The organism is Streptomyces sp. NBC_01591, assembly GCF_035918155.1.
Taxonomy (GTDB): Bacteria; Actinomycetota; Actinomycetes; order Streptomycetales; family Streptomycetaceae; genus Streptomyces.
This window is the reverse complement of record NZ_CP109327.1, coordinates 7641663-7661525: the sequence shown is the minus strand read 5'-3', so window position 1 is coordinate 7661525 and position 19863 is coordinate 7641663. Positions and strand designations below refer to the sequence as shown.

The following is a 19863-nucleotide window of genomic DNA, read 5'->3' as shown; positions in this document are numbered from 1 at the left end:
GGGTGCCCGCGCCCCCGGTCTCAGCCGGCGACCGGGGTGAACCGCACCGGCAGCGACCGCGGGCCCCGGGTGAAGACGCCTTGCTCGGTGGGGGTGAAGCCGTCCGCGAGCCGCAGGTCGGGCATCGCGTCGAGCAGTTGGTTCACCCCCGTCTCCACCTCTGCCCTGGCCAGCAGCGCACCGACGCAGAAGTGCCTGCCGAGCGCGAACGCCAGGTGGTCGGCGGCCGCCGAGAAGGCGGTGGTGCTGGTCAGATCGGAGCGGAAGATGTCGAACCGGTCGGGCTCGCCGTAGCGCGATTCGTCACGGTTGGCGGAACCGATCAGACAGGTGACGGTGGCTCCGGCCGGGACCGTACCGCCGCTGAGCTCCACCTCTCGCGCCGTCTGGCGCATGATCATGTGGACCGGCGGGGTGTGGCGCAGGGTCTCGGCGAAGGCCCGGTCGATGAGGGTGCGGTCCTCCCGTACCGCCGCGAGCTGCTCGGGGTGGGTGAGCAGATTGGCGAAGACGGAGGCGATGGCCTTGTCGGTGGTCTCGCCGCCCGCCGCGAGCAGCAGGCTGCAGAACGCCTTGATGTCCTCGTCGCTCATCCGCACACCGTCGACCTCGGCGGCGCAGAGCGCGGAGAGCAGGTCGTCGCCCGGCTCGTTCCGGCGCCGCTGGATGACCGGGATCATGTACCCGGCGAACTCCCGACGGGTTCGTTCGCCGGCCGCGGCGACTTCCGGGTCGCCCGCCAGATTGCCGAGGAAGTCGATGACGGTGGTGTACCAGCCGTGGAAGCGGTCGTGGTCCGCCCTGTCCAGGCCGAGCATGTCGGCGATGACGAGGACGGGGAAGCGGGTCGCGAAGGCGTCGACGAGATCGGCCTCGCCGGTGTGCCGGAAGGCGTCGATCAGCTCGCGTGCGTTGCGCTCGATGACCGGCAGGAACTTCTCCTGGAGGTCCGTGCCCCGGAAGGCGGGGGCGACCAGGGCCCTGCGGACGGCGTGCTCGCGGCCGCTGAGCTGGAGGATCGTCCTGCCGTGGACGGGTTCGATCTGCCAGTCGTAGTTCTCGGTGGTGAACTCCCCCGCCCGGTCCTTGAACACCCGCTCCACGTCCTCGTACCGGGAGATGATGTAACTGTTCGTGGCCTCGTGCCGGATCAGCGGCGCGCTCTCGCGCATGATCCGGTACGCCCCGTAGGGATCGGCCGCGAAGGCGGGCGAGAGAATGTCGGGCAGTGACGGCGGTTGCGGTGCGACCGGCTCGTGCGGGGCAGGTGTCATGACGCTCCAGGATCGTGAACGGGCAACGCCGTCAAGGTTATTGATCAGCCGCCCACCGACACACCCCCTGGGGGAACGCCATGCCCGCCGGCCCGCGACCGTCCGTCCTGTTCGTCACCGACCTCGCCTACGAGGCGCGCGGCCGCCGCTACTGCGACGAGGACATCCACCTGACGGCGCGGCTGCGGGAGGATTTCGATGTCGCGCTCTGTCACCCCCGGGACGCCGCCGCGCTGCTGGACGGCTTCGACACGGTCGTCATACGCAACAGTGGTCCGGTGCTGTATTACCAGGAGGCATACGACGCGTTCCGCGCACGGGCGCGGGAGCTGGGCACCCGGGTCTACAACCCGCTGCACGGCCGCGGGGACATGGCGGGCAAGCAGTATCTGGTCGATCTGAGCCGGGCCGGGCATCCGGTGATCCCCACGGTGGACCGGGCGGCCGGTCTGGGATCGTTGCCCGAGGCGGCGGAGTACGTGGTGAAGCCGAAGCTGGGGGCGGACTCGGCCGGACTGCGGTTCGTGCGGGAGGCCGCGCTGCCGGAGGGTGCGGACGGCACAATGCTCGTCCAGCCCCGGATCGACTTCCGCTACGAGGTGTCCTTCTACTTCATCGACCACGACTTCCAGTACGCGCTGTACGCACCGGACCCGGAGCGGCGGTGGATGCTGGAGCCGTACGCGCCGGACGCGGCGGATCTGGCGTTCGCCTGTGGCTTCGTGGAGTGGAACAGTCTCGACCACGGCATCCAGCGGGTCGACGCCTGCCGGACCGTGCGGGGCGAGCTGCTGCTCGTCGAGTTGGAGGACCTCAACCCGTATCTCTCGCTGGACCGGGTGGCGGAGCCCGTGCGGGAGGCGTTCGTGACCCGGATGAAGACTTCCGTGCGGGATCTGCTGGCCTGACGACACGTCCGGCCGTCCCCCAACATGCGCGAGGCGCGGGCCGGTGTGAAGGTGCAAGCGTGACCACTGCCAGCGAGACCGCCCCCGCCGCGCAGAGTGCCGCCGCGCCGCCCGTACTCGATCCGCGCCGCCGGAACATCGTCTTCACGACGATCGTGCTGGGGATTCTGCTGGCCGCCCTGGACCAGACGATCGTCGGCACCGCGCTGCCGACGATCGTTTCGGATCTCGGCGGCGCCGCCCATATGTCCTGGGTGGTGACCGCGTATCTGCTCGCGGAGACGGTGGCGACGGTCCTGGTGGGCAAGTTCGGCGACCTGTTCGGCCGGAAGATCATCTTCCAGCTGTCGGCGATCATCTTCATCACCGGTTCGTTCCTCTGCGGTCTCGCGACCAACATGACGCTGCTGATCGTCTGGCGCGGACTGCAGGGCATCGGGGCCGGCGGGCTGATGGTCACCTCGATGGCACTGATCGCCGATGTGATCCCCCTGCGCGAGCGCGGCAAGTACCAGGGTGCGATCGGCGCGGTCTTCGGGGTGTCGACGGTGATCGGGCCGCTGCTCGGCGGGCTCTTCACCGACCATCTGAGCTGGCGCTGGGCGTTCTACGTCAATGTGCCGATCGCGATCGTGGTGGTCATCGCCGCGGCCCGGACGATCCCGTCGGTCAAGGCCGCCGGCCGGCCCGTCATCGACTATCTGGGCATCGCGATGGTCACGATCGGCGCGAGCGCGCTGATCCTGGCGACGAGCTGGGGCGGCAACGAGTACGCGTGGGGCTCGCCCGTCATCCTCGGTCTCTTCGCGGGCGGTCTCGCCGCACTGGCGCTCTTCTGCCTCGTGGAGTTCCGGGCGGAGGAGCCGATGCTGCCCATGCGGCTCTTCCGGAATCCGGTGTTCACCGTCTGCTCGGTCCTGAGCTTCATCGTGGGCTTCGCAATGCTCGGCGCGATGATCTTCCTGCCGACCTATCTGCAGTACGTGGACGGGGACTCGGCGACCCTGTCGGGCGTACGGACGCTGCCGATGGTCCTCGGGCTGCTCGTCGCCTCGATCTTCAGCGGCAACGTGGTCTCCAAGACGGGCCAGTACCGGATCTTCCCCATCGTGGGCTCGCTGATCATGGCGGTGGGGCTGTATCTGCTCTCCCGGATGGGTCCCGGCACCGGGGTGTGGCTGGAGTCGCTGTACATGCTGGTGCTCGGGGTCGGCATCGGTCTGGCCATGCAGGTGCTGACGATCGCCGTGCAGAACACGGTCGACTACGCGGACCTGGGTACGGCGACATCGGGCGTGACGTTCTTCCGTACGCTCGGCAGTTCTTTCGGCACGGCGGTCTTCGGGACGATCTACGCCAACGCGCTGAAGCCCAATCTGACCGAGGGCGTCGCCGCGGCGGCACGGGCCGGCGGCGACCCCGCGACGCTGGCGACGGCCGCGCAGAGCCCGGCGGGGCTGCACGGCCTTCCCCCCGCGCAGTCCGCGCCATTGGCCCAGGCGTACGCGGACACGCTGCACACCGTGTTCCTGTGGACGGTGCCCGTCGCGGTCCTGGGGTTCATCGTGGCACTCTTCCTGAAACAGGTGAAGCTGCGGGACACGGCCCGGGTCGGCTCCACGGACATGGGCGAGGGCTTCGCGCAGCCCGGCACCGGCGACTCGGCCAAGCTCCTGGAATTCGCCGTGGCCAAGATCCTGGGCGGAGCGGGCCCGGACACGGCCCGGCGGATCGTCGCGGACTCGGACACCCGGCTGGACATGGCGGGCGCCTGGGCGGTGATGCAGGTCGAGCTGTTCACCCGCATGGTGGGCCACGCGGGTCTGCGGCTGATCGCGGCCCGGCACCGGCTGCCGCCCGAGGTGCTGGTGCCGGTCTTCGACCGGATGATCGAGGAGGGCTATCTCACCGGCGACGGTCATCTGTTCACGCACACCGCCGCCGGGAGCCGGGAGGCCGCGGCGATCAACGACGCGTGGGCGCGGTGGCTCAACAAGCGCCTGGACGAGCACGGGGCACGCCCGGACGACCGGCAGCTGCGGGCGGCGGTGGACGTGATCGCCAAACGGCTGCTGGCGGAGGACCTGGCGCAGGAGCTGTCACCGGAGAAGGCCCTGGCGAGAACGGCGGGTTGAGTGGGCCGGGCCGCCGCACCCGCAAGTCAGTCGACGGAGACCGCGGTCGAGTACACCCAGGCGCCCTCGTGACGGACGAAGCGGCTCTTCTCGTGGAGCGAGTCCGGCCGCCCGTTGTCCGTGTAGTGCGCGCGGAAGGTGACCGTGCCCGTGGTGTGGAACGGGCTGCCGTCGGTCGTCTCCAGCACTTCCAGGCGTACCCATCGCATCCCGGGATCGAAGTCGACGGCGGGCGGCCGGGTGTCGGGGTGCCAGGTGCGCAGCAGATACGCCTCGTCCCGGACGACGAAGGCGGCGTACCGGGAGCGCATCAGCGACTCGCAGGTCGGCGCGGCGGCGGTCCCCGCGTGCAGGCGACCGCAGCAGTCCGCGTAGGTGGCGGGCAGGCCGCACGGGCACGGCGATTCCGCGGCGACCGCGTGGGTCCGTGCTCCGGCGGTGGTGGGCCGCCCCTGTCGTGTGGTGCGTCGTGACATGCGTCCATTGTGACCCGCGGCGGGGCCGGCCCGGGGGTCCGGGGTGAACCGGCGGCGGTACTCGCCGGGGCGGTCCGGTCAGCCGTCAGTGATGGCCTGGCGCGGTCAGGCCTTGCGGGCGACGCCCGCGTAGCCCGGGATCGGCTCGTCGCCGGGGACCTCGATGACCTCGCCGAGCTCCGGGTGCCAGTCCGCGGAGAGCGCGACCCCGGGGTCGACGAGTTCGAGGCCGTCGAAGAATGTGGTGACCTCGGCGTGGGAACGCAGGCGCAGGGTCATCCCCCGGGCCCGGTACATGGCGGACGCCTTCGCCGCACCCTCGGGGTCGAAGTCCCCGGTGGTGTGCGAGAGCACCAGATAGCTGCCGGAGGGCAGCCGCTCGACGAGACGGTCGACGAGCTCGGCCGCGCCGTCCTCGTCGTCCAGGAAGTGCAGCAGGGCGAGCAGCGACAGGGCGATCGGCTTGTCGAAGTCGAGAACGCTGCCGGCCGCTTCGAGGATGGCTTCCGGCTTGCGGGCGTCGGCCTGGATGTATTCGGTGGCACCCTGCGGGGTGGAGCGCAGCAGGGCCGCCGCGTGGGCGAGGACGATCGGGTCGTTGTCGCAGTAGACGATGCGCGCGTCCGGGGCGGTCCGCTGGGCGATCTGGTGGAGATTCGGCTCGGTCGGTATGCCGGTGCCGATGTCGAGGAACTGGCGGATGCCCTTCTCGGCCAGCCATCGGGTGGCCCGGTGCATGAAGGCACGGTTCACCCGGGCCATGTCACGCCCCCGGGCGTCGAGGGCGAGCAACTGCCGGGCCATCTCTTCGTCGACCGGGTAGTTGTCCTTGCCACCGAGGAACCAGTCGTACATCCGGGCGGGATGAGGCTTGGTGGTGTCGATCTCGATGGATTGGGGTTCGTGCCCGGTCATAGCGCGCTCCATGGGTCCATAGGTCGGCGAACAACAAGAGTGTGGGGCCGGGGCGGCTCCGGCGCTGCGGATTCGGGCAGGAGAGCCGGTCCGGGCGGGTGGGCCGCGGAATCAGGTGAGCAGGAAGTCCGCCTGACCGGACTTGGCCCCCTGGATGAACGCGGCGATCTCACGGGGCGAGTAGATCAGGGCGGGGCCGTCGGGGTCGGCGGACTGGCGTACGGCGATTCTGCCGTCGGACAGCTTCATCGCTTCGACGCAATTGCCTCCGTTCCCACCGCTCCACGGCTTGTGCCAGCCCTCGGAGCCGAGTTCGGCGGCCGGCATGCCGTTGTATATGGGGTCCATCACAGCTCCTTGCGGAAGTCCCGGAGGATTTCCTTCGTGCGTTGTGCAGTTGCGGCCTGAGCCGCCATGCGGTCCATGACTTCGAGGTAGGAGGCCACCTCGGGGCGCGCGTCGAAGTAGACGGCTCCGGTCAGGTACTCGCTGTAGACCATGTCGGGGAGTTCGGGGACACCGAAGCGGAAGAGGACGAACGGGCCGTAGGTGCCCGGATGGTGCCCCGTCGAGAATTCCGCGATCTGCAGCGTCACATGCGGCATCTCGGTCGCTTCGAGCAGCCGGTCGATCTGCTCCCGCATGGCGTCGACGCTGCCGACGGGACGGCGCAGCACCGTCTCGTCCATCACCACCCACAGCTTCGGGGCGTCCGGCCGGGTCAGCAGGGACTGGCGCTGCATCCGCAGCGCCACATGGCGCTCGATGTCCTCGGGTCTGGTCTGGCCGACGGCCCCGGTGCGCATCACCGAGCGCGCGTAGTCCTCGGTCTGCAGCAGACCGGGGACGAAATGCGGCTCGTACATGCGCAGGAGGCTCGCGGCGCCCTCCAAACTGACGTACATGCTGAACCAGTCGGGCAGCACGTCGTGGAACCGCTGCCACCAGCCGGGTTTGTTGGCCTCCTCGGCGAGCTCCACGAAGGCTTCGGTCTCGTCGTCGGCGACTCCGTAGGCCTTCAGCAGCATCTGCACATAAGGGATCTTGAGAGCGACCTCGGCGGTCTCCATCCTGCGTATCGTCGCAGGTGCGACCCGCAGCACCTTGGCAGCCTGGTCACGGCTCAGGCCGACGCGCTCCCGCAGATCCTGCAGGCGCTTGCCGAGAACGACCTGACCCACGGTCGGGGCGGACCGCGGTTCGCTCACTTCAGACCTCCCCATGCGCTGTTTTTGAGCAGTGTGCCATGCGCGGGCCGACCAGAACACAGCCACTCTGAAAATTTCAGAGTGCCCCTTGCCAAGTGTTCACGACAGGGGGAGAGTTGGTGAGTGAACCAGTTCACGAAGTCTCGCCCGCCCTCATTCACGTGAGTGCGCGGAGCGTGACGCAGCCCCCACTGTGAGGAATCGGTTGTGGCACCTGGCAGTGCGCTCATCCCCCGGCTCATGGATCTCAGTCCCGGGACGGAGGCGCTCCGATACTGCTTCGCCCTGCCCGCACACCCCGAATCGGTGGCCGGTGCACGGCGGCTGACCCGGGCCCGGCTCGACCTGTGGCAGTTCGACGCGGACGCCCATGACTCGGCGATCCTGATCGTTTCGGAACTGGTGACCAACGCGGTCGTGCACACCATGAGCGCTCGCGTCGTGTGCGAGTTGCGCTGCCTCGACAGACGGCTGCGGATAGCCGTGCAGGACCAAGGACACCAGCCCGGCGGGCCGCGGCTGTGCCGTACCGCCGATGACGAGCACGGACGCGGCCTGCTGCTCGTCGACGCGATGTGCAGTTCCTGGGGTTCCCGCGACGCGGGCAACGGCTCGGGCCGCATCGTCTGGGCGGAACTGCCGCACGGCTCGGAGCGGTCATGCTGAAGAACGCGATGTCCCATCTGCTCGGAACGCGCCGCCCCCGTGAACTCCGGCCCCCCGCGGGCCCGACGGGCACCGTGCAGTTGCCGCTGCCGCCCGCACTGTCGGCGAGCCTGGGCTGCGACGCGGTGGGGGTACCGGCCCGGTACGGCTTCCGGCTGATGTCCCACCTGCCGCGCACCGGCTGCGTCTTCGCGGACGCCGACCGCTGGTGGTGGATCGTGCCCGCGGGCTCCGATCTCGATCTGGACTGGCCCCCGCAGGCCGCCTACGCGAAGGGGGCGTACGTCCCCGCGGTCCGGCCCCGGCTGATCCATCAGCCCGACAACCGCACGCCCTACACCCCGCCCATCCCGCTCTTCCTGATGGTGTGCCAGGTCACCGGTGTGGCGCCGTCGTGGGCACCGTCGGGCGGCGAGCGCGCCATCTCCACTCCCTGACCTGCTGATTTACCCGCAGGACACCCCGGTCACGCTGCGTTGTCAGTGGCCCGTTCTACTGTGGCACCACTGATCGAACAGCCCGCGGTGGAGCGGGCTGCGTGCGGGAAGGGGGCGGAGCTGTGCGCCGCTGGGAATACGTCGAGGGCACTGCGTCGAAGTTCTGGGAGACCGAGGCCGAGGGCACCGTGGTGACGGTGCGCTACGGGCGGTGCGGGAGCGACGGACGTACGCAGACCAAGGAGTACGCGTCGGCCGAGGCCGCGGCGGCGCAGGTCGTCAAGACGATCGCGGAGAAGGAGAAGAAGGGGTACCGCGAGGTCGGGGCGTCCGCTTCGGTCCCCGCTGCTCCGGACGCCACGGAGGCCGCGACCGCACCTGGTGCGGTTCTGGACGAGGGCGCCCCCGTTCTCCCCGACGAGGACACCTTCACGCTGCCCGCCAACTGGAAGCGGGTGCTCCACCCCCGACGCGGCGGAGTCCGCCGCGGGCCGGGCAAGGTGCGGCAGGAGGCCTTCGACACGATCGAGGCCAGGCTCGCGGAAGAGGCCGCCTGGATCCAGGAGTTCGCGGACGCGCCGCGTTCGGACGACGCGGTGGCCGAGCCGCTGCGCGCACACCTCGGCGGAACCCCTTCACCGGTCGGTGCGGCCGCGCTGAGCGCGATCGTCGATGTTCCCGGATGGGCGGACTTCTGGTCCGAGCGCTACGGCCTTCCGTTCGCCGCCCGGACCGCGACCGAAGTGTTCTCGGTCGACGCCGACTGGCAGCAGAGCGGCCTCAAGCGCGGCGCGCCCAGGCTGATGGCGCTCCCGGGCCCGCGCCACGCGTACTGGGCCTGGCATCACCGATCGCCCATCGACCGGGTCCGTGCACTGCTCGCCGCGGCCGACGAGGAGACCTACCGGGCGGCGGTCGGGGCACTGGCAGAGTGCCGCACCGACACCTTGCGCAAGATCATCGTCTCCTATCTGGTACCGAGCGAGACCGATTGGGTCGACGAGCTCTGTGCGGATCCCGCGGTGCGCGCGGAGCAGGACCGCACCCTGCGTGCCATGGTGTTCAGCTCGCTGAACTCGGCGGACCAGCTGGCGTTGTTGCCCTACCGCCCGGATTTCACCCTCGGTGTCGCGATCATCGCCACGGTCGCCGAGGGAGTCGGGCCGGCCATCGCCCCGGCGCTGGCCGACACGCTCGACGGCAACCACTACTACTCGGACGGCGTGAAGCTCGCCGCCGGCTCGCTGGCGGAGCTGCCCACCGACGAGGCCTTTCTCGGCTTGCTGGCACATGCGGACTCGAAGCATGTCCGCCCCTCGCTCCTCGAAGCCATGCGCCGCTATCCGGTGCGTGCGGTGCGCCTGCTGGCCGCCGAGGCGGGCGGCACTTCGGCTGCGGCTTCCCGGTCCCTGCAGCTGCTCCGGAGTCATGTCGGTGCCCACCGTGAGCTGCTGACGCCGGTGCTCGGTGATCTCGGCCCCGAGGTCGTGGAGATCGTCGATCCGCTGCTCAATCCGGCGGATCTGATCCCCGACGCACCCGTGGACGCCCTGCCGGCCGTGCTGACGGCCCCGCCCTGGTCCCGGCCCCGCACCACCGTCAAGGCCGAGGTCGTGACCGGGCTGACCGCGGTGTCCGAGCCGTCGCTGAAATGGCTGTCGGAGGAGCAGGCCGCCTGGGCGGCCGCCTCCTCCTGGTACACGACCAAGCGCAACAACGGCGATCTGAACGAGTACATCGACGTCCTGCGCCACGGCCCCGCGGAAGATCTGCGTCCGGCGTGGGTGTTCGTCCACGGCGACGAGGAAGTGGTCGCCCCACTGCTCGCCGCCTGGGATCCGGTCGACCTGTGGGACGGCGAGGACACGCTCAAGCCGGTCGCCGCACGCTTCGGCCTGGCCGCACTGCCGTTGCTGCTGCGCGCCGTGCCCAGGCAGCCGAGTTCGCTCGCCCCGCTGCTGCTCCCGTTCGTCGATCTGGACGTCGCGCGGTACATGGCGAACTGGGCGGTCCGGCTCAAGTCCACTGCGACGACCGCCCGTTCCTGGTTCGCCCGGCACGGCGCCGCGGCGGCCCCCCTCCTGGTGCCGGATGCTGTGGGCAAGGCGGGCGCCGCGCGGCGCGCCGCCGAGCAGGCACTGACGCTGATCGCCACGGTGCACGGCGACGACGTGGTGCGCGAGGCCGCCCGGGCGTACGGCCCGGAGGCGGCGGCCGTGGTGGACGGGCTGTTGGCCGCGGACCCGCTGGAGCGGGCGCTGCCCGTCAAGATGCCGGTGCTGCCGGGTTGGGCGGAGCCCTCGCTGTTGCCGCAGGTCGTGGTCCGGTCCGGCGGCGCGCTGCCGGTGGCGGCGGCGCGCCATGCCCTGATGATGCTGGCCCTGTCGAAGCCCGGTGAGGTGTATCCGGGAATCGCTTCGCTGACCGAAACGGCCGCCGCGGATTCGCTCGCCGAGTTCGCCTGGGCCCTGTTCGAGCAGTGGCGGTTGGCGAACATGCCCGCGAAGGAATCGTGGGCACTGCACGCGCTGGGGCTGCTGGGTGACGACGAGACGGTCCGCCGGCTCACCCCGGTCATCCGCTCCTGGCCCGGTGAAGGGGCGCATCACCGGGCCGTGGAAGGCCTGGATGTGCTGGCCTCCATCGGCAGCGATGTGGCGCTCCTGCATCTGCACGGCATCTCGCAGCGGGTGAAGTTCAAGGCGCTCAAGGTGCGGGCCCAGGAGAAGATCGCCGAGGTCGCCGCAGGGCTGGGGCTGACCGGGGAGCAGCTCTCCGACCGTCTGGTTCCGGACTTCGGCCTGGACGCGGACGGCTCGACCGTCGTCGACTACGGCACCCGCTCGTTCACGGTCGGTTTCGACGAGCAGTTGCGGCCGTACGTGCTGGACGGTGACGGCAAGCGCCGCAAGGACCTCCCGAAGCCGGGAGCCCGGGACGACGCGGAACTCGCCCCTGCGGAACGCAAGCGGTTCATGGCGCTCAAGAAGGATGTCCGGACGGTCGCCTCGGACCAGGTGAGGCGTCTGGAGGCCGCGATGGTGACGGGACGGTCCTGGACGGCCCAGGAGTTCCTGGAGCTGTTCGTCGGTCATCCGCTGTTGTGGCACCTGGTGCGCCGGCTGGTGTGGCTGAGCGAGACGGACGGCGCGGCGCGCACGGCCTTCCGGGTCGCGGAGGACCGTACGTTCGCCGACGCCGAGGACGATGTCTTCGCCCTGCCGGACGACGCGACTGTGCGGCTCGCGCACCCGCTGCACCTCGGCGACGAACTGACGACCTGGTCCGAGGTGTTCGCCGACTACGAGATCCTGCAGCCGTTCCCGCAGCTCGGACGCACCGTGCTCACGCTGCCCGAGGAGGAGTACGCGGGGTACCGGCTCACCCGGTTCGAGGGCCTCAAGGTGCCGATCGGGAAGGTTCTCGGGCTGGAGCGGCGCGGCTGGCAGCGCGGGACACCGCAGGACGCCGGGGTGGAGCGCTGGATCTCCAAGCGGCTGGGCGACGACTGCTATCTCGTGATCGCACTGGACCCCGGCATCGCGGTCGGTGTGGTCGACATGTTCCCCGAGCAGAACCTGGAAACGGTCTGGCTCGACAACCAGCCCGATGATCACTGGACGCGTCGCAGCCACTCGCTCCGCTTCGCCGGGATGGACCCGGTGACCGTGTCCGAACTCCTGGGCGACCTGGCCGAACTCACCGAGGGCGTCGCATCATGACCACGAGGGACGAGACCCGTGCCGAGACACCGGGCGGCGGGGCGGAACCGGTGCAGCGGCCCCCGGCCGAGGTGCGGTACGCCGAGGAGCTGGCGGCACTGCGGGCGGACGACCGTGATCCGCGGCCGCCCGGTTGGGAGCTGAGCCTGCGTGCGGCGCGCCGGTTCATCATCGGTGACGCGGAGACGGGCATCAGCCGGAAGTTCGTCGGCAACCCTTCGCTGGTGGACCGGGCTCTGGTGACACTGGCGACGAGCCGTGGACTGATGCTGGTCGGAGAACCGGGCACCGCCAAGTCGCTGCTCTCCGAACTGATCGCGGCCGCGGTCAGCGGCGACTCGACGCTGACGGTGCAGGGCGGCGCGGCCACCACCGAGGACCAGATCAAGTACGGCTGGAATTACGCGCTGCTGGTCGCCGAGGGACCCTCCACCCGGTCGCTCGTCCCGGCCCCGATGCTGCGCGGCATGGCGGAGGGCAGGCTCGTCCGGTTCGAGGAGATCACCCGCTGTCCGCTGGAGGTGCAGGACTCGTTGCTGTCGCTGCTCTCCGAGCGGGTGGTGGCCATCCCCGAGCTGACCGGGCCCGACGGCATGGTCTTCGCCAGGCAGGGCTTCAATGTGATCGCCACGGCCAACACCCGGGACCGGGGCGTCAACGAGATGAGTGCGGCGCTCAAGCGGCGGTTCAACTTCGAGACCGTCTTCCCGATCCCCGACCTGGACACCGAACTGGCCCTGGTCGAGGCCGAGGTGACGACCCTGCTGCGGCGCTCCGGCGTGGAGCCTCCGCCGGACCGGGATGTGCTGGAGGTCCTGGTCGGTACGTTCCGGGAGCTGCGTGCGGGGGCCGGTGAGAAGGGCGGGTCCGGTGCCGGTCCGGACCGCCCCTCGGCGGTGATGAGTACGGCGGAGGCCGTGTCCGTCGCCCACGCCGTGGGAGTGCGCGGCTGGTTCCTGCGCGGCGAGCCGGGCAGCGCCGCCGATGTGGTGGCGTGCCTGGCGGGTACGGCGGCGAAGGACAGCCCGGAGGACCTGGCCCGGTTGCGCCGCTATCTGGAGCAGCAGGTGCCGCGCCGTCGCGGACCGCAGTGGAAGGCCCTGCACGACGCACGCCATCTGCTGGCCGACTGATGTCCGCGGTGTTCCTGGGGGTGCGTCACCACTCCCCCGCCTGCGCACGCCTGGTCGAGCGGACCATCGCGGAGCTCCGGCCCGCCCAGGTGCTGATCGAGGGCCCTGCCGAGATGAACGGGCGGCTGGACGAACTGCTGCTCGGGCACGAGCTGCCGGTCGCGGTGTTCAGTCACTACCGCGACGGGCAGCGGGCCGCGACGTCCTGGGCCCCGCTGTGCGACTACTCGCCGGAGTGGGTCGCGCTGCGGGCGGGGCGGGCGGCCGGGGCGGAGGTCCGCTTCATCGATCTGCCGGCCTGGCACCCGGCGTTCGCCGAACGCACCAACCGCTATGCCGACGCGGAGGCCCGCTACGCGGAGGCGACGGAGCGGCTGTGCCGGCACTTCGCGGTGGACTCCTCCGACGCCCTGTGGGACCGCCTGTTCGAGGTCGAGCCGGACGGCGGTCTCGCCGAGCGGCTCGATGCGTACTTCGCGCTGGTACGCGGTGACGCGGAGGCCGACGCGGGCGACCGCGCGCGGGAGACGTACATGGCCGCGTGGGTGCGGGCGGCGGTGGACGCTGCCGGGGACCGGCCGGTGCTGGTGGTCACCGGTGGCTTCCACCAGCCGGCGCTCCGTGCGCTCACCGGACCCGGTGAGCGGAGCGGGGCGGACGGAGACGGCTGGGAGCGAGGCGCGGACGGGTGGCCCCTGGTGCCCGCCCCGCCGGACGACGCCATGGCCGGGAGCTTCCTCGTGCCGTACTCCTTCCGGAAGTTGGACGCCTTCGCCGGGTACCAGTCGGGGATGCCATCGCCCGGCTACTACCAGCAGGTGTGGGAGTCTGGCCCGGAGGCCGCGGCGGACGGCTTGCTGCGCATGGTCGTCGAGCGGCTGCGGGAACGGAAGTTCCCGGTGTCCACCGCCGATCTGATCGCCGCCCGGAGCCTGGCCCAAGGGCTCACGGCGCTGCGCGGCCATCCGAGCCCCGCCCGGATCGATGTGCTGGACGGCCTGGCGGGCGCCCTGATCACGGATGACCTGGACCGCCCGCTGCCGTGGACGAGCCGGGGCACGCTGACGACGGGTTCCCACCCCGCGGTCGTCGAGATGGTGGCGGCCTGCGGTGGCGACCGCACCGGGCGGCTCCATCCCGACACTCCGGCGCCGCCCCTGGTGCACGACGTGGCGGCGCAGCTGGCCGGGCTGGGGCTGGACGGCGGCCCGGAGGCCACGTACCGCCTCGATCTCACGGACGCCGCCGACCTGGAACGCAGCCGGGTGCTTCACCGGCTGCGGGTGCTGGGGATTCCCGGCCCGGTGCGGACCGCCGGTCCCGCGCACGGCGTCGACCCGGTGTTCACCGAACGCTGGGAGGCACAGCCCGTCGTGGGCCGCGAGGCAGCGCTGGTGGAGGCGGGGGCGTACGGAGCCACTCTGGCCGAGGCGGCAGCTGTCGCGCTCACCGGGCGGACGCAGGCTGCCGCGGCGGAGGCGGATGACCTGGCGGGGGCACTGTTCGACGCCGTGCTGTGCGGAATGGGGGGTTTCTCGGAGCAGCTGCTCGGAGACCTCGCCTCCTTTGCACGGGAGTTGAAGGTCACCGGCCCGCTCGGGGACATCCTCGCCACGGCTCTTGGGCTCTGGCGGCACGACCGGGTGTTCGGCATGGCGCGCGGTCCGCTGCTCGCCTCCGTGATCGACGGGGCGACGGAACGGCTGCTGTGGCTCCTGGAGGGTGCGCGCGGCTCATCGGGGGTGGACTTCCCCCGTCTGCGGGCCGTGGTCGCGGTGCGCGACGCGGTGCTGCACGCACCGGAGTTGCTCTCCGTCACCCGGGAGACCGCGGCCGGGATCGCCCTGCGGATCGCCGGCGACCCGGAGGCGCCGATCGATCTGCGCGGGGCCGCCTTCGGGCTGCACCGCTCCCTCGGGCAGGTCCCTGGAGACCCGGGCGCGTCCGGCGATCCGGCCGAGGCAGTGCGTACGGTGGCAAAGGCCGGTACGGATGCGCTCGGCGACTGGCTGGCCGGGCTTTTCGCGCTCGCCCGCGACGAGGTGACGGGCGCGGTGGGGAACGACGACGGCGACGGGACGGGCGGCGGGGCCGAGTCGCTGATCGATGTGCTGGACAGCCTGGTCCGTGCGCTGTCCGACGACGAGTTCCTGTCCGGGCTGCCCGCTCTGCGTCAGGCCTTCGCGTTCTTCCCGCCGCGCGAACGGGACCGGATCGCCGGCCGTCTGCTGGAACGGCGCGGGGTGCGCGGCTCCTCGCGTTCCCTGCTGCGGACCACCGCGGACCCCTTGCTGATCGCACGGGCCCGCGCCCTGGAGGCGTCCGTGTCCCGACTGCTGGCCCGCTATGAACTGGAACCCACCCCATGACCACGCCCGAACAAGCACCCGGCCGGGCACCCCTGCCCGAGGAAGGGCCCGGCACGGCTCCCGACGCGGGGCTGGAACGCTGGCGGCTGATCCTCGGGGCCGCCGCCGAACGGCACACCGGACCGCTTGGCCCGGGAAACACCGGCCGGGACGCCGCCCTCGACTGGCTCTACGGCCGCGACCCCGAGCTCGCCCGCCGAGGGGTGCGCCGATCCGGCACCGGCCCCCGGGAGGGCGGCGACGGCCCGTCCGTGGTGACCGCGGTCGACTGGCTCGACGACATCCACCGGCTCTTCCCGAAGGAGACCATCGAGCGCCTGGAGCGGGACGCCGTCGAGAAGTACGGCATCCAGGAGATCGTCACCGACCCCGCGGTGCTGGAGCGGGTCGAGCCGAGCCAGACGCTGCTGCGCGCCGTGCTGCGCACCAAGCATCTGATGAACCCGCAGGTGCTGCGGCTGGCCCGGCGCATTGTCGAGTCCGTGGTGAAACAGCTCCTGGCCAGGCTCCAGCCGGAGATCCGCCGGGCATTCCATGGCACCCGCTCCCGCAAGCCCAGCCGGGTCCCACTGGCGAGGGACTTCGACTTCCGGCAGACCGTGAAGGCCAATCTCGCCCACTACCAGCCGGCCGAACGGCGCCTTCTCATCGAGCGCGCCCACTTCCACTCCCGCACCCGGCGCCATGTGACGCAGTGGCAGCTGATCCTGCTGGTCGACCAGTCGGGCTCGATGGCCGGATCGGTCATCCACTCCGCGGTGACCGCCGCGTGTCTGTGGGGTCTGCCCGGCCTCAAGACGCACCTGGTCGCCTTCGACACCCAGGTGGTGGACCTGACCTCCGATGTGACCGATCCGGTGGAGCTGCTGATGCGGGTCCAGCTGGGCGGTGGCACCGACATCGCACGGGCCGTGGAGTTCGGCGCAGGTCTCGTGGAGAACCCGAGGCGCACCATCGTCGCGCTGATCACCGACTTCTACGAGGGCGGCGACCCCTACCGGCTGGTGCGGACGGTGCGGGGGCTGGTGGAGCAGGGCTCGACCGTGCTGGGGCTGGCCGCGCTCGACGAGGACGCCAACCCGGATTACGACCGCGCGATGGCTGGGCAGCTCGCCTCGGCCGGGGCGCACGTCGGGGCGATGACACCGGGCCGTCTCGCCGAGTTCGTCGCCGAGAGGCTGGGCCGATGACCGGCACGAGGACCGGCGCGGCCGCGCGCCCCGATCTGCTCGCCCTCACTCCGGAGACGCTCGCGGCACTCGCCAACCGCGGCCTGGTCAAACGCGCCACGAAGGAGCTGGACGCGGGGACGGTGCCCGCGCTCACGACCGATCCGGACACCACGGTGCGGGCCAGGTTCGACGACGGCACCACCACGGCGCTGCCGCCCGGCACCGGTCTGGACGAGGGCAACTGCAGCTGCGCCGCACCGGGTGTGTGCCGCCATCTCATCGCCCTGGTGCTGGCCCATCAGCGCGGCGCCGAGGCCGATCCGGACAGCGCGCCCGCCGCATTCACCGACTGGTCCCCCGGCAGCACCGACGACGCGGCTCTCACCGACGCCGTCGGCGCCCGTCCGGTCGCCGCCGCGCGACGCGCCTTCGAGCGGGGTTATGCCGCCGTTGTGCATCGCCCGTCCCCCGATCACCCCGAGCCCCGGGTCGAACTCCCCACCTGCATGGTGCGTTTCCCGGTCCCCGACGAGATCGCGTACGCGTTGACGGACGCGGCCGCCGCGCTGCGCGGTGAGGTGGTCGCGCTCGCGGTCTGGGCGTTCCGGGCCGCCGACGCCGCGGGTACCGACGAGCGCTCCGTACCTGTCCAGGTCGGCGGCCGGACCACCGCACCGGCCACGGCCCCGCCCGCGCTCGACGCGGCCGTCGGGCTGGTGGACGAGCTGCTGGCGGAGGGCGTGGCCCATGTCGGACCGGTGCACGGCGGAGCCCTGGCGCGTGCCGGTGCCGCGCTGACCGCCGGAGCGATGCACTGGCCCGCGGGCGCGATCGCCGAGCTGACGGACCAGCTCACGGCGTACGCCGACCGCAGCGCCCACTACCGCCCGGAGTCGGTCGCCGCCCTGCTCACCGAGGTGCACGCCCGGCGGCGGGCCGCCGACCATCCCGGCGTGCTCGGCACCCGCGAGGCCGGGGACACCCCGCTGCGCCGGGTCCGGCTCGTCTCGCTCGGCTGCCGCGTCCACGGCACCGGACAGTCCCTGGTCTCCGACGTGTACTTCGCCCACCCCGGCGCGGGCACCGTCCTCGTGCTGCGCAAGACCTGGACGGCGCCCGAGGGCAAGGAGCTCTCCGCCCACCAATTGGCCACCCGTCGTGTCCTCGCCACGCCGCTGGGCTCGCTGGCCACCGGAAGCCTGGTCAGCGAAAGCGTCCGGCGCACCCCGAGCCATGCGCTGACGGTCGCCCGGGGCAGGCTGGGCACGACGACCATCACCCCGGTCGGCGCCGCCTGGACGGAACTTCCCGAACCGTTGCTCGTACGGGATCTGACCGCCCTGACGGCAGGCTGGGACGGCAGGCCGCCCCGGCTGATCCGGCCACGGGTCGAGGCGGAGGCGGTCCATGTCGTCGCGCTGTCGGAGGTGGAGAGCATCGGTTACGACCCCGCGGAGCAGCGCCTCGAAGCCGTGGTGCGCGATGCCGCGGGGACCCGGGCGCTGGTGGCGTCGGAGTACCGGCCGGAGTGCCCCGGTGCGCTGGATGCCCTGGCCGATGCGCTGGAGGACGGCGCCACACACATCAGCGGTTCGCTGCACCGGTCCGGCGGCGGGGTGCGGATCGATCCGCTCGGGGTGCTCACCCCGGCGGGGACGGTCGTGCCGGATCTCGCCGCCGGTGACGGCTCCACGGCCCTGGCGGCGGTGGTGCGACGGCCGTCCGATCCGCTGACGACGGTGCTGGACGAGGCGATATCCGCCATGTCGGCGGTTCCGCACAGCGGGCTGCGCCATCTGAACGTCCCCGCCCGCGCCCGTATCGACGAAGCGGCGACAGCGCTCTCCCGCACCGGCCTGACCCGTGCCGCGACGCTGCTGCGCGCCTTCGTCGAGGCACTGGACGACGGAACCCTGCCGAACGAGGACGCCCTCGCCACCCGTTCCCGGGCATGGCTGGACGCCCAGCTCCACCTCCTGGTCAGCAGCGAACTCCGCTCCTCCGGAGCGGGGTCCGGGACGGACGAAGAACCCTAGGACCTCTACGGGCTGCTCAGATAGGCGAGTTGGGGATGGACCTTGGTGTACCCGTCGACGAGGCGTCCGGCCACGGTCACCGAGTCGACCAGCGGGTGCAGTGCGAACGCCTTCACGGCGGCGGCGCGGGAGCCGCTCTCCGCCGCGTCCAGTACCGCGCGCTCGACGGCCTTGACCGCGGTGACCAGTCCGACGGCGTGGTACGGAAGCGGGTCGGCAGCGACGGGATGGGCGCCGTTGGCGTCGACCAGGCAGGGCACCTCGATGACGGCGTCCGCGTCGAGCACCGAAAGCGTGGTGCGGTTGCGGACGTTGAGGATGAGCGAGGTCCGTTCGTTGCGGGCGACGGCCCGCATGAGGGCGAGCGCCACCTTCTCGTAGCCGCCGGACTCCAGATCGCTCTCGTCCCGCTCGCCGACCCCGGCGACCTCCCTGTTCTCCGACATATAGGTGGCTTCGCGCTCGGCGCGGGTGCGGTCCCAGGCGGACAGGGCGGAGGTGGCGGGGTCCTTCATCCGGGCGTAGAAGCCTTCCTGCTGCTCGCGGAGGAAGGCGCCGCGAGTCTGCTCGGCGTCCTGGTAGGCGCGGACGGCCTCCCGGTTGAAGTAGTAGTAGTGCAGGTACTCGTTGGGGATGGCGCCCAGCGACCGCAGCCAGTTGGTGCCGAAGAGTCTGCCCTCCTCGAAGGAGCCGAGGAGTTCCGGGTCCGCGAGCAGCCTCGGGAGTTCGTCCCGGCCGTCGACGTGCAGTCCCCGGACCCAGCCCAGATGGTTGAGCCCGACGTAGTCGATCCGGGCGCGGTCGGGGTCGGCGCCGAGCACCCGGGCGATGCGCCGGCCGAGACCCACCGGGGAGTCGCAGATGCCGATGACCCGGTCGCCCAGGTAGCGGGACATGGCCTCGGTGACCAGGCCGGCCGGGTTGGTGAAGTTGATGACCCAGGCCTCGGGGGCGAGTCGCGCGATGCGCTGTGCGAGGTCGACGGCGACGGGCACGGTGCGCAGCCCGTACGCGATGCCGCCCGCGCCGACCGTCTCCTGGCCGAGTACGCCTTCGTCGAGGGCCACCCGTTCGTCGGCCGCCCGGCCTTCGAGGCCGCCGACGCGGATCGCCGAGAAGACGAAGTCGGCGCCACGCAGTGCTTCGTCGAGCTCGGTGGTGGCGGTGACGGTGGGGGCGTCCGGGGCGTCGGCGGCCTGTTCGCGGAGCACCCGGGCCACGGCGGTGAGCCGGTCGGCGTCGGTGTCGTAGAGGGTGACCGCCGATACGCGGCCTTCGGCGTGATCGGCGAGCAGCGCCCCGTACACAAGTGGAACCCGGAATCCGCCGCCGCCCAGAATTGTCAGCTTCACGCTTCCGCATGGTACGGGGGCGGGCCCGGTCCGGAGCCGAGCGACCCCGGACGACGGCTG

15 protein-coding genes are annotated in these 19863 nt (G+C 71.5%); 9 read left to right on the top strand and 6 right to left on the bottom strand.

The features are described from left to right. Positions 1-20: 20 nt before the first annotated feature. On the bottom strand, positions 21-1274 hold the full coding sequence (locus OG978_RS35485; protein ID WP_326769151.1) for a cytochrome P450: 1254 nt from the start codon (positions 1272-1274) through the stop codon (positions 21-23). A gap of 80 nt (positions 1275-1354) precedes the next feature. Between OG978_RS35485 and OG978_RS35480 the strand changes: the two genes are divergently transcribed. Further along, positions 1355-2182, top strand: a complete 828-nt coding sequence (locus OG978_RS35480) for a hypothetical protein (RefSeq protein WP_326769150.1) — start codon at positions 1355-1357, stop codon at positions 2180-2182. A 59-nt stretch (positions 2183-2241) separates the two neighbouring features. Beyond that, a complete protein-coding gene (locus OG978_RS35475; protein WP_326769149.1) occupies positions 2242-4317 on the top strand; it encodes an MDR family MFS transporter in 2076 nt (691 codons plus the stop codon). 26 nt (positions 4318-4343) lie between these two features. Here the strand turns inward: OG978_RS35475 and OG978_RS35470 are convergent, their stop codons facing one another. The 4 genes from OG978_RS35470 to OG978_RS35455 form a co-directional block, all read right to left on the bottom strand. Continuing rightward, positions 4344-4793: a YchJ family protein gene (locus OG978_RS35470; protein WP_326769148.1), complete on the bottom strand. Its 450-nt coding sequence runs from the start codon at positions 4791-4793 to the stop codon at positions 4344-4346. Between the two features lie 105 nt (positions 4794-4898). Continuing rightward, the gene (locus OG978_RS35465; protein ID WP_326769147.1) at positions 4899-5708 is read right to left on the bottom strand and encodes an SAM-dependent methyltransferase; all 810 of its coding nucleotides are present in this window, start codon (positions 5706-5708) and stop codon (positions 4899-4901) included. Positions 5709-5819: 111 nt separating this feature from the next. Continuing rightward, positions 5820-6056, bottom strand: coding sequence for a DUF397 domain-containing protein (locus tag OG978_RS35460; RefSeq protein ID WP_124720717.1), 237 nt, complete (start codon positions 6054-6056; stop codon positions 5820-5822). Next, positions 6056-6916 (bottom strand): helix-turn-helix domain-containing protein, encoded by an 861-nt coding sequence (locus OG978_RS35455; protein ID WP_326769146.1) that lies wholly within the window; start codon positions 6914-6916, stop codon positions 6056-6058. Before OG978_RS35455 ends, OG978_RS35460 begins: the two co-directional genes overlap by 1 nt. A 207-nt stretch (positions 6917-7123) precedes the next feature. Between OG978_RS35455 and OG978_RS35450 the strand changes: the two genes are divergently transcribed. The 7 genes from OG978_RS35450 (at position 7124) to OG978_RS35420 (ending at position 18451) form a co-directional block, all read left to right on the top strand. After that, a complete protein-coding gene (locus tag OG978_RS35450; protein WP_326769145.1) occupies positions 7124-7582 on the top strand; it encodes an ATP-binding protein in 459 nt (152 codons plus the stop codon). After that, the gene (locus OG978_RS35445; protein WP_326769144.1) at positions 7576-8019 is read left to right on the top strand and encodes a hypothetical protein; all 444 of its coding nucleotides are present in this window, start codon (positions 7576-7578) and stop codon (positions 8017-8019) included. Before OG978_RS35450 ends, OG978_RS35445 begins: the two co-directional genes overlap by 7 nt. A 122-nt stretch (positions 8020-8141) precedes the next feature. Continuing rightward, the gene (locus OG978_RS35440) at positions 8142-11741 is read left to right on the top strand and encodes a DUF4132 domain-containing protein (RefSeq protein WP_326769143.1); all 3600 of its coding nucleotides are present in this window, start codon (positions 8142-8144) and stop codon (positions 11739-11741) included. Continuing rightward, the gene (locus tag OG978_RS35435; RefSeq protein WP_326769142.1) at positions 11738-12874 is read left to right on the top strand and encodes an ATP-binding protein; all 1137 of its coding nucleotides are present in this window, start codon (positions 11738-11740) and stop codon (positions 12872-12874) included. The genes OG978_RS35440 and OG978_RS35435 overlap by 4 nt, the downstream gene beginning before the upstream one ends. Beyond that, positions 12874-15243: a DUF5682 family protein gene (locus tag OG978_RS35430; RefSeq protein WP_326769141.1), complete on the top strand. Its 2370-nt coding sequence runs from the start codon at positions 12874-12876 to the stop codon at positions 15241-15243. The genes OG978_RS35435 and OG978_RS35430 overlap by 1 nt, the downstream gene beginning before the upstream one ends. After that, positions 15240-16433 (top strand): VWA domain-containing protein, encoded by a 1194-nt coding sequence (locus OG978_RS35425; protein WP_326769140.1) that lies wholly within the window; start codon positions 15240-15242, stop codon positions 16431-16433. The genes OG978_RS35430 and OG978_RS35425 overlap by 4 nt, the downstream gene beginning before the upstream one ends. Continuing rightward, the gene (locus OG978_RS35420; protein WP_326769139.1) at positions 16430-18451 is read left to right on the top strand and encodes a hypothetical protein; all 2022 of its coding nucleotides are present in this window, start codon (positions 16430-16432) and stop codon (positions 18449-18451) included. The genes OG978_RS35425 and OG978_RS35420 overlap by 4 nt, the downstream gene beginning before the upstream one ends. Positions 18452-18456: 5 nt before the next feature. Here the strand turns inward: OG978_RS35420 and OG978_RS35415 are convergent, their stop codons facing one another. Next, positions 18457-19803, bottom strand: a complete 1347-nt coding sequence (locus OG978_RS35415; RefSeq protein WP_326769138.1) for a 6-phospho-beta-glucosidase — start codon at positions 19801-19803, stop codon at positions 18457-18459. Positions 19804-19863: the final 60 nt, after the last annotated feature.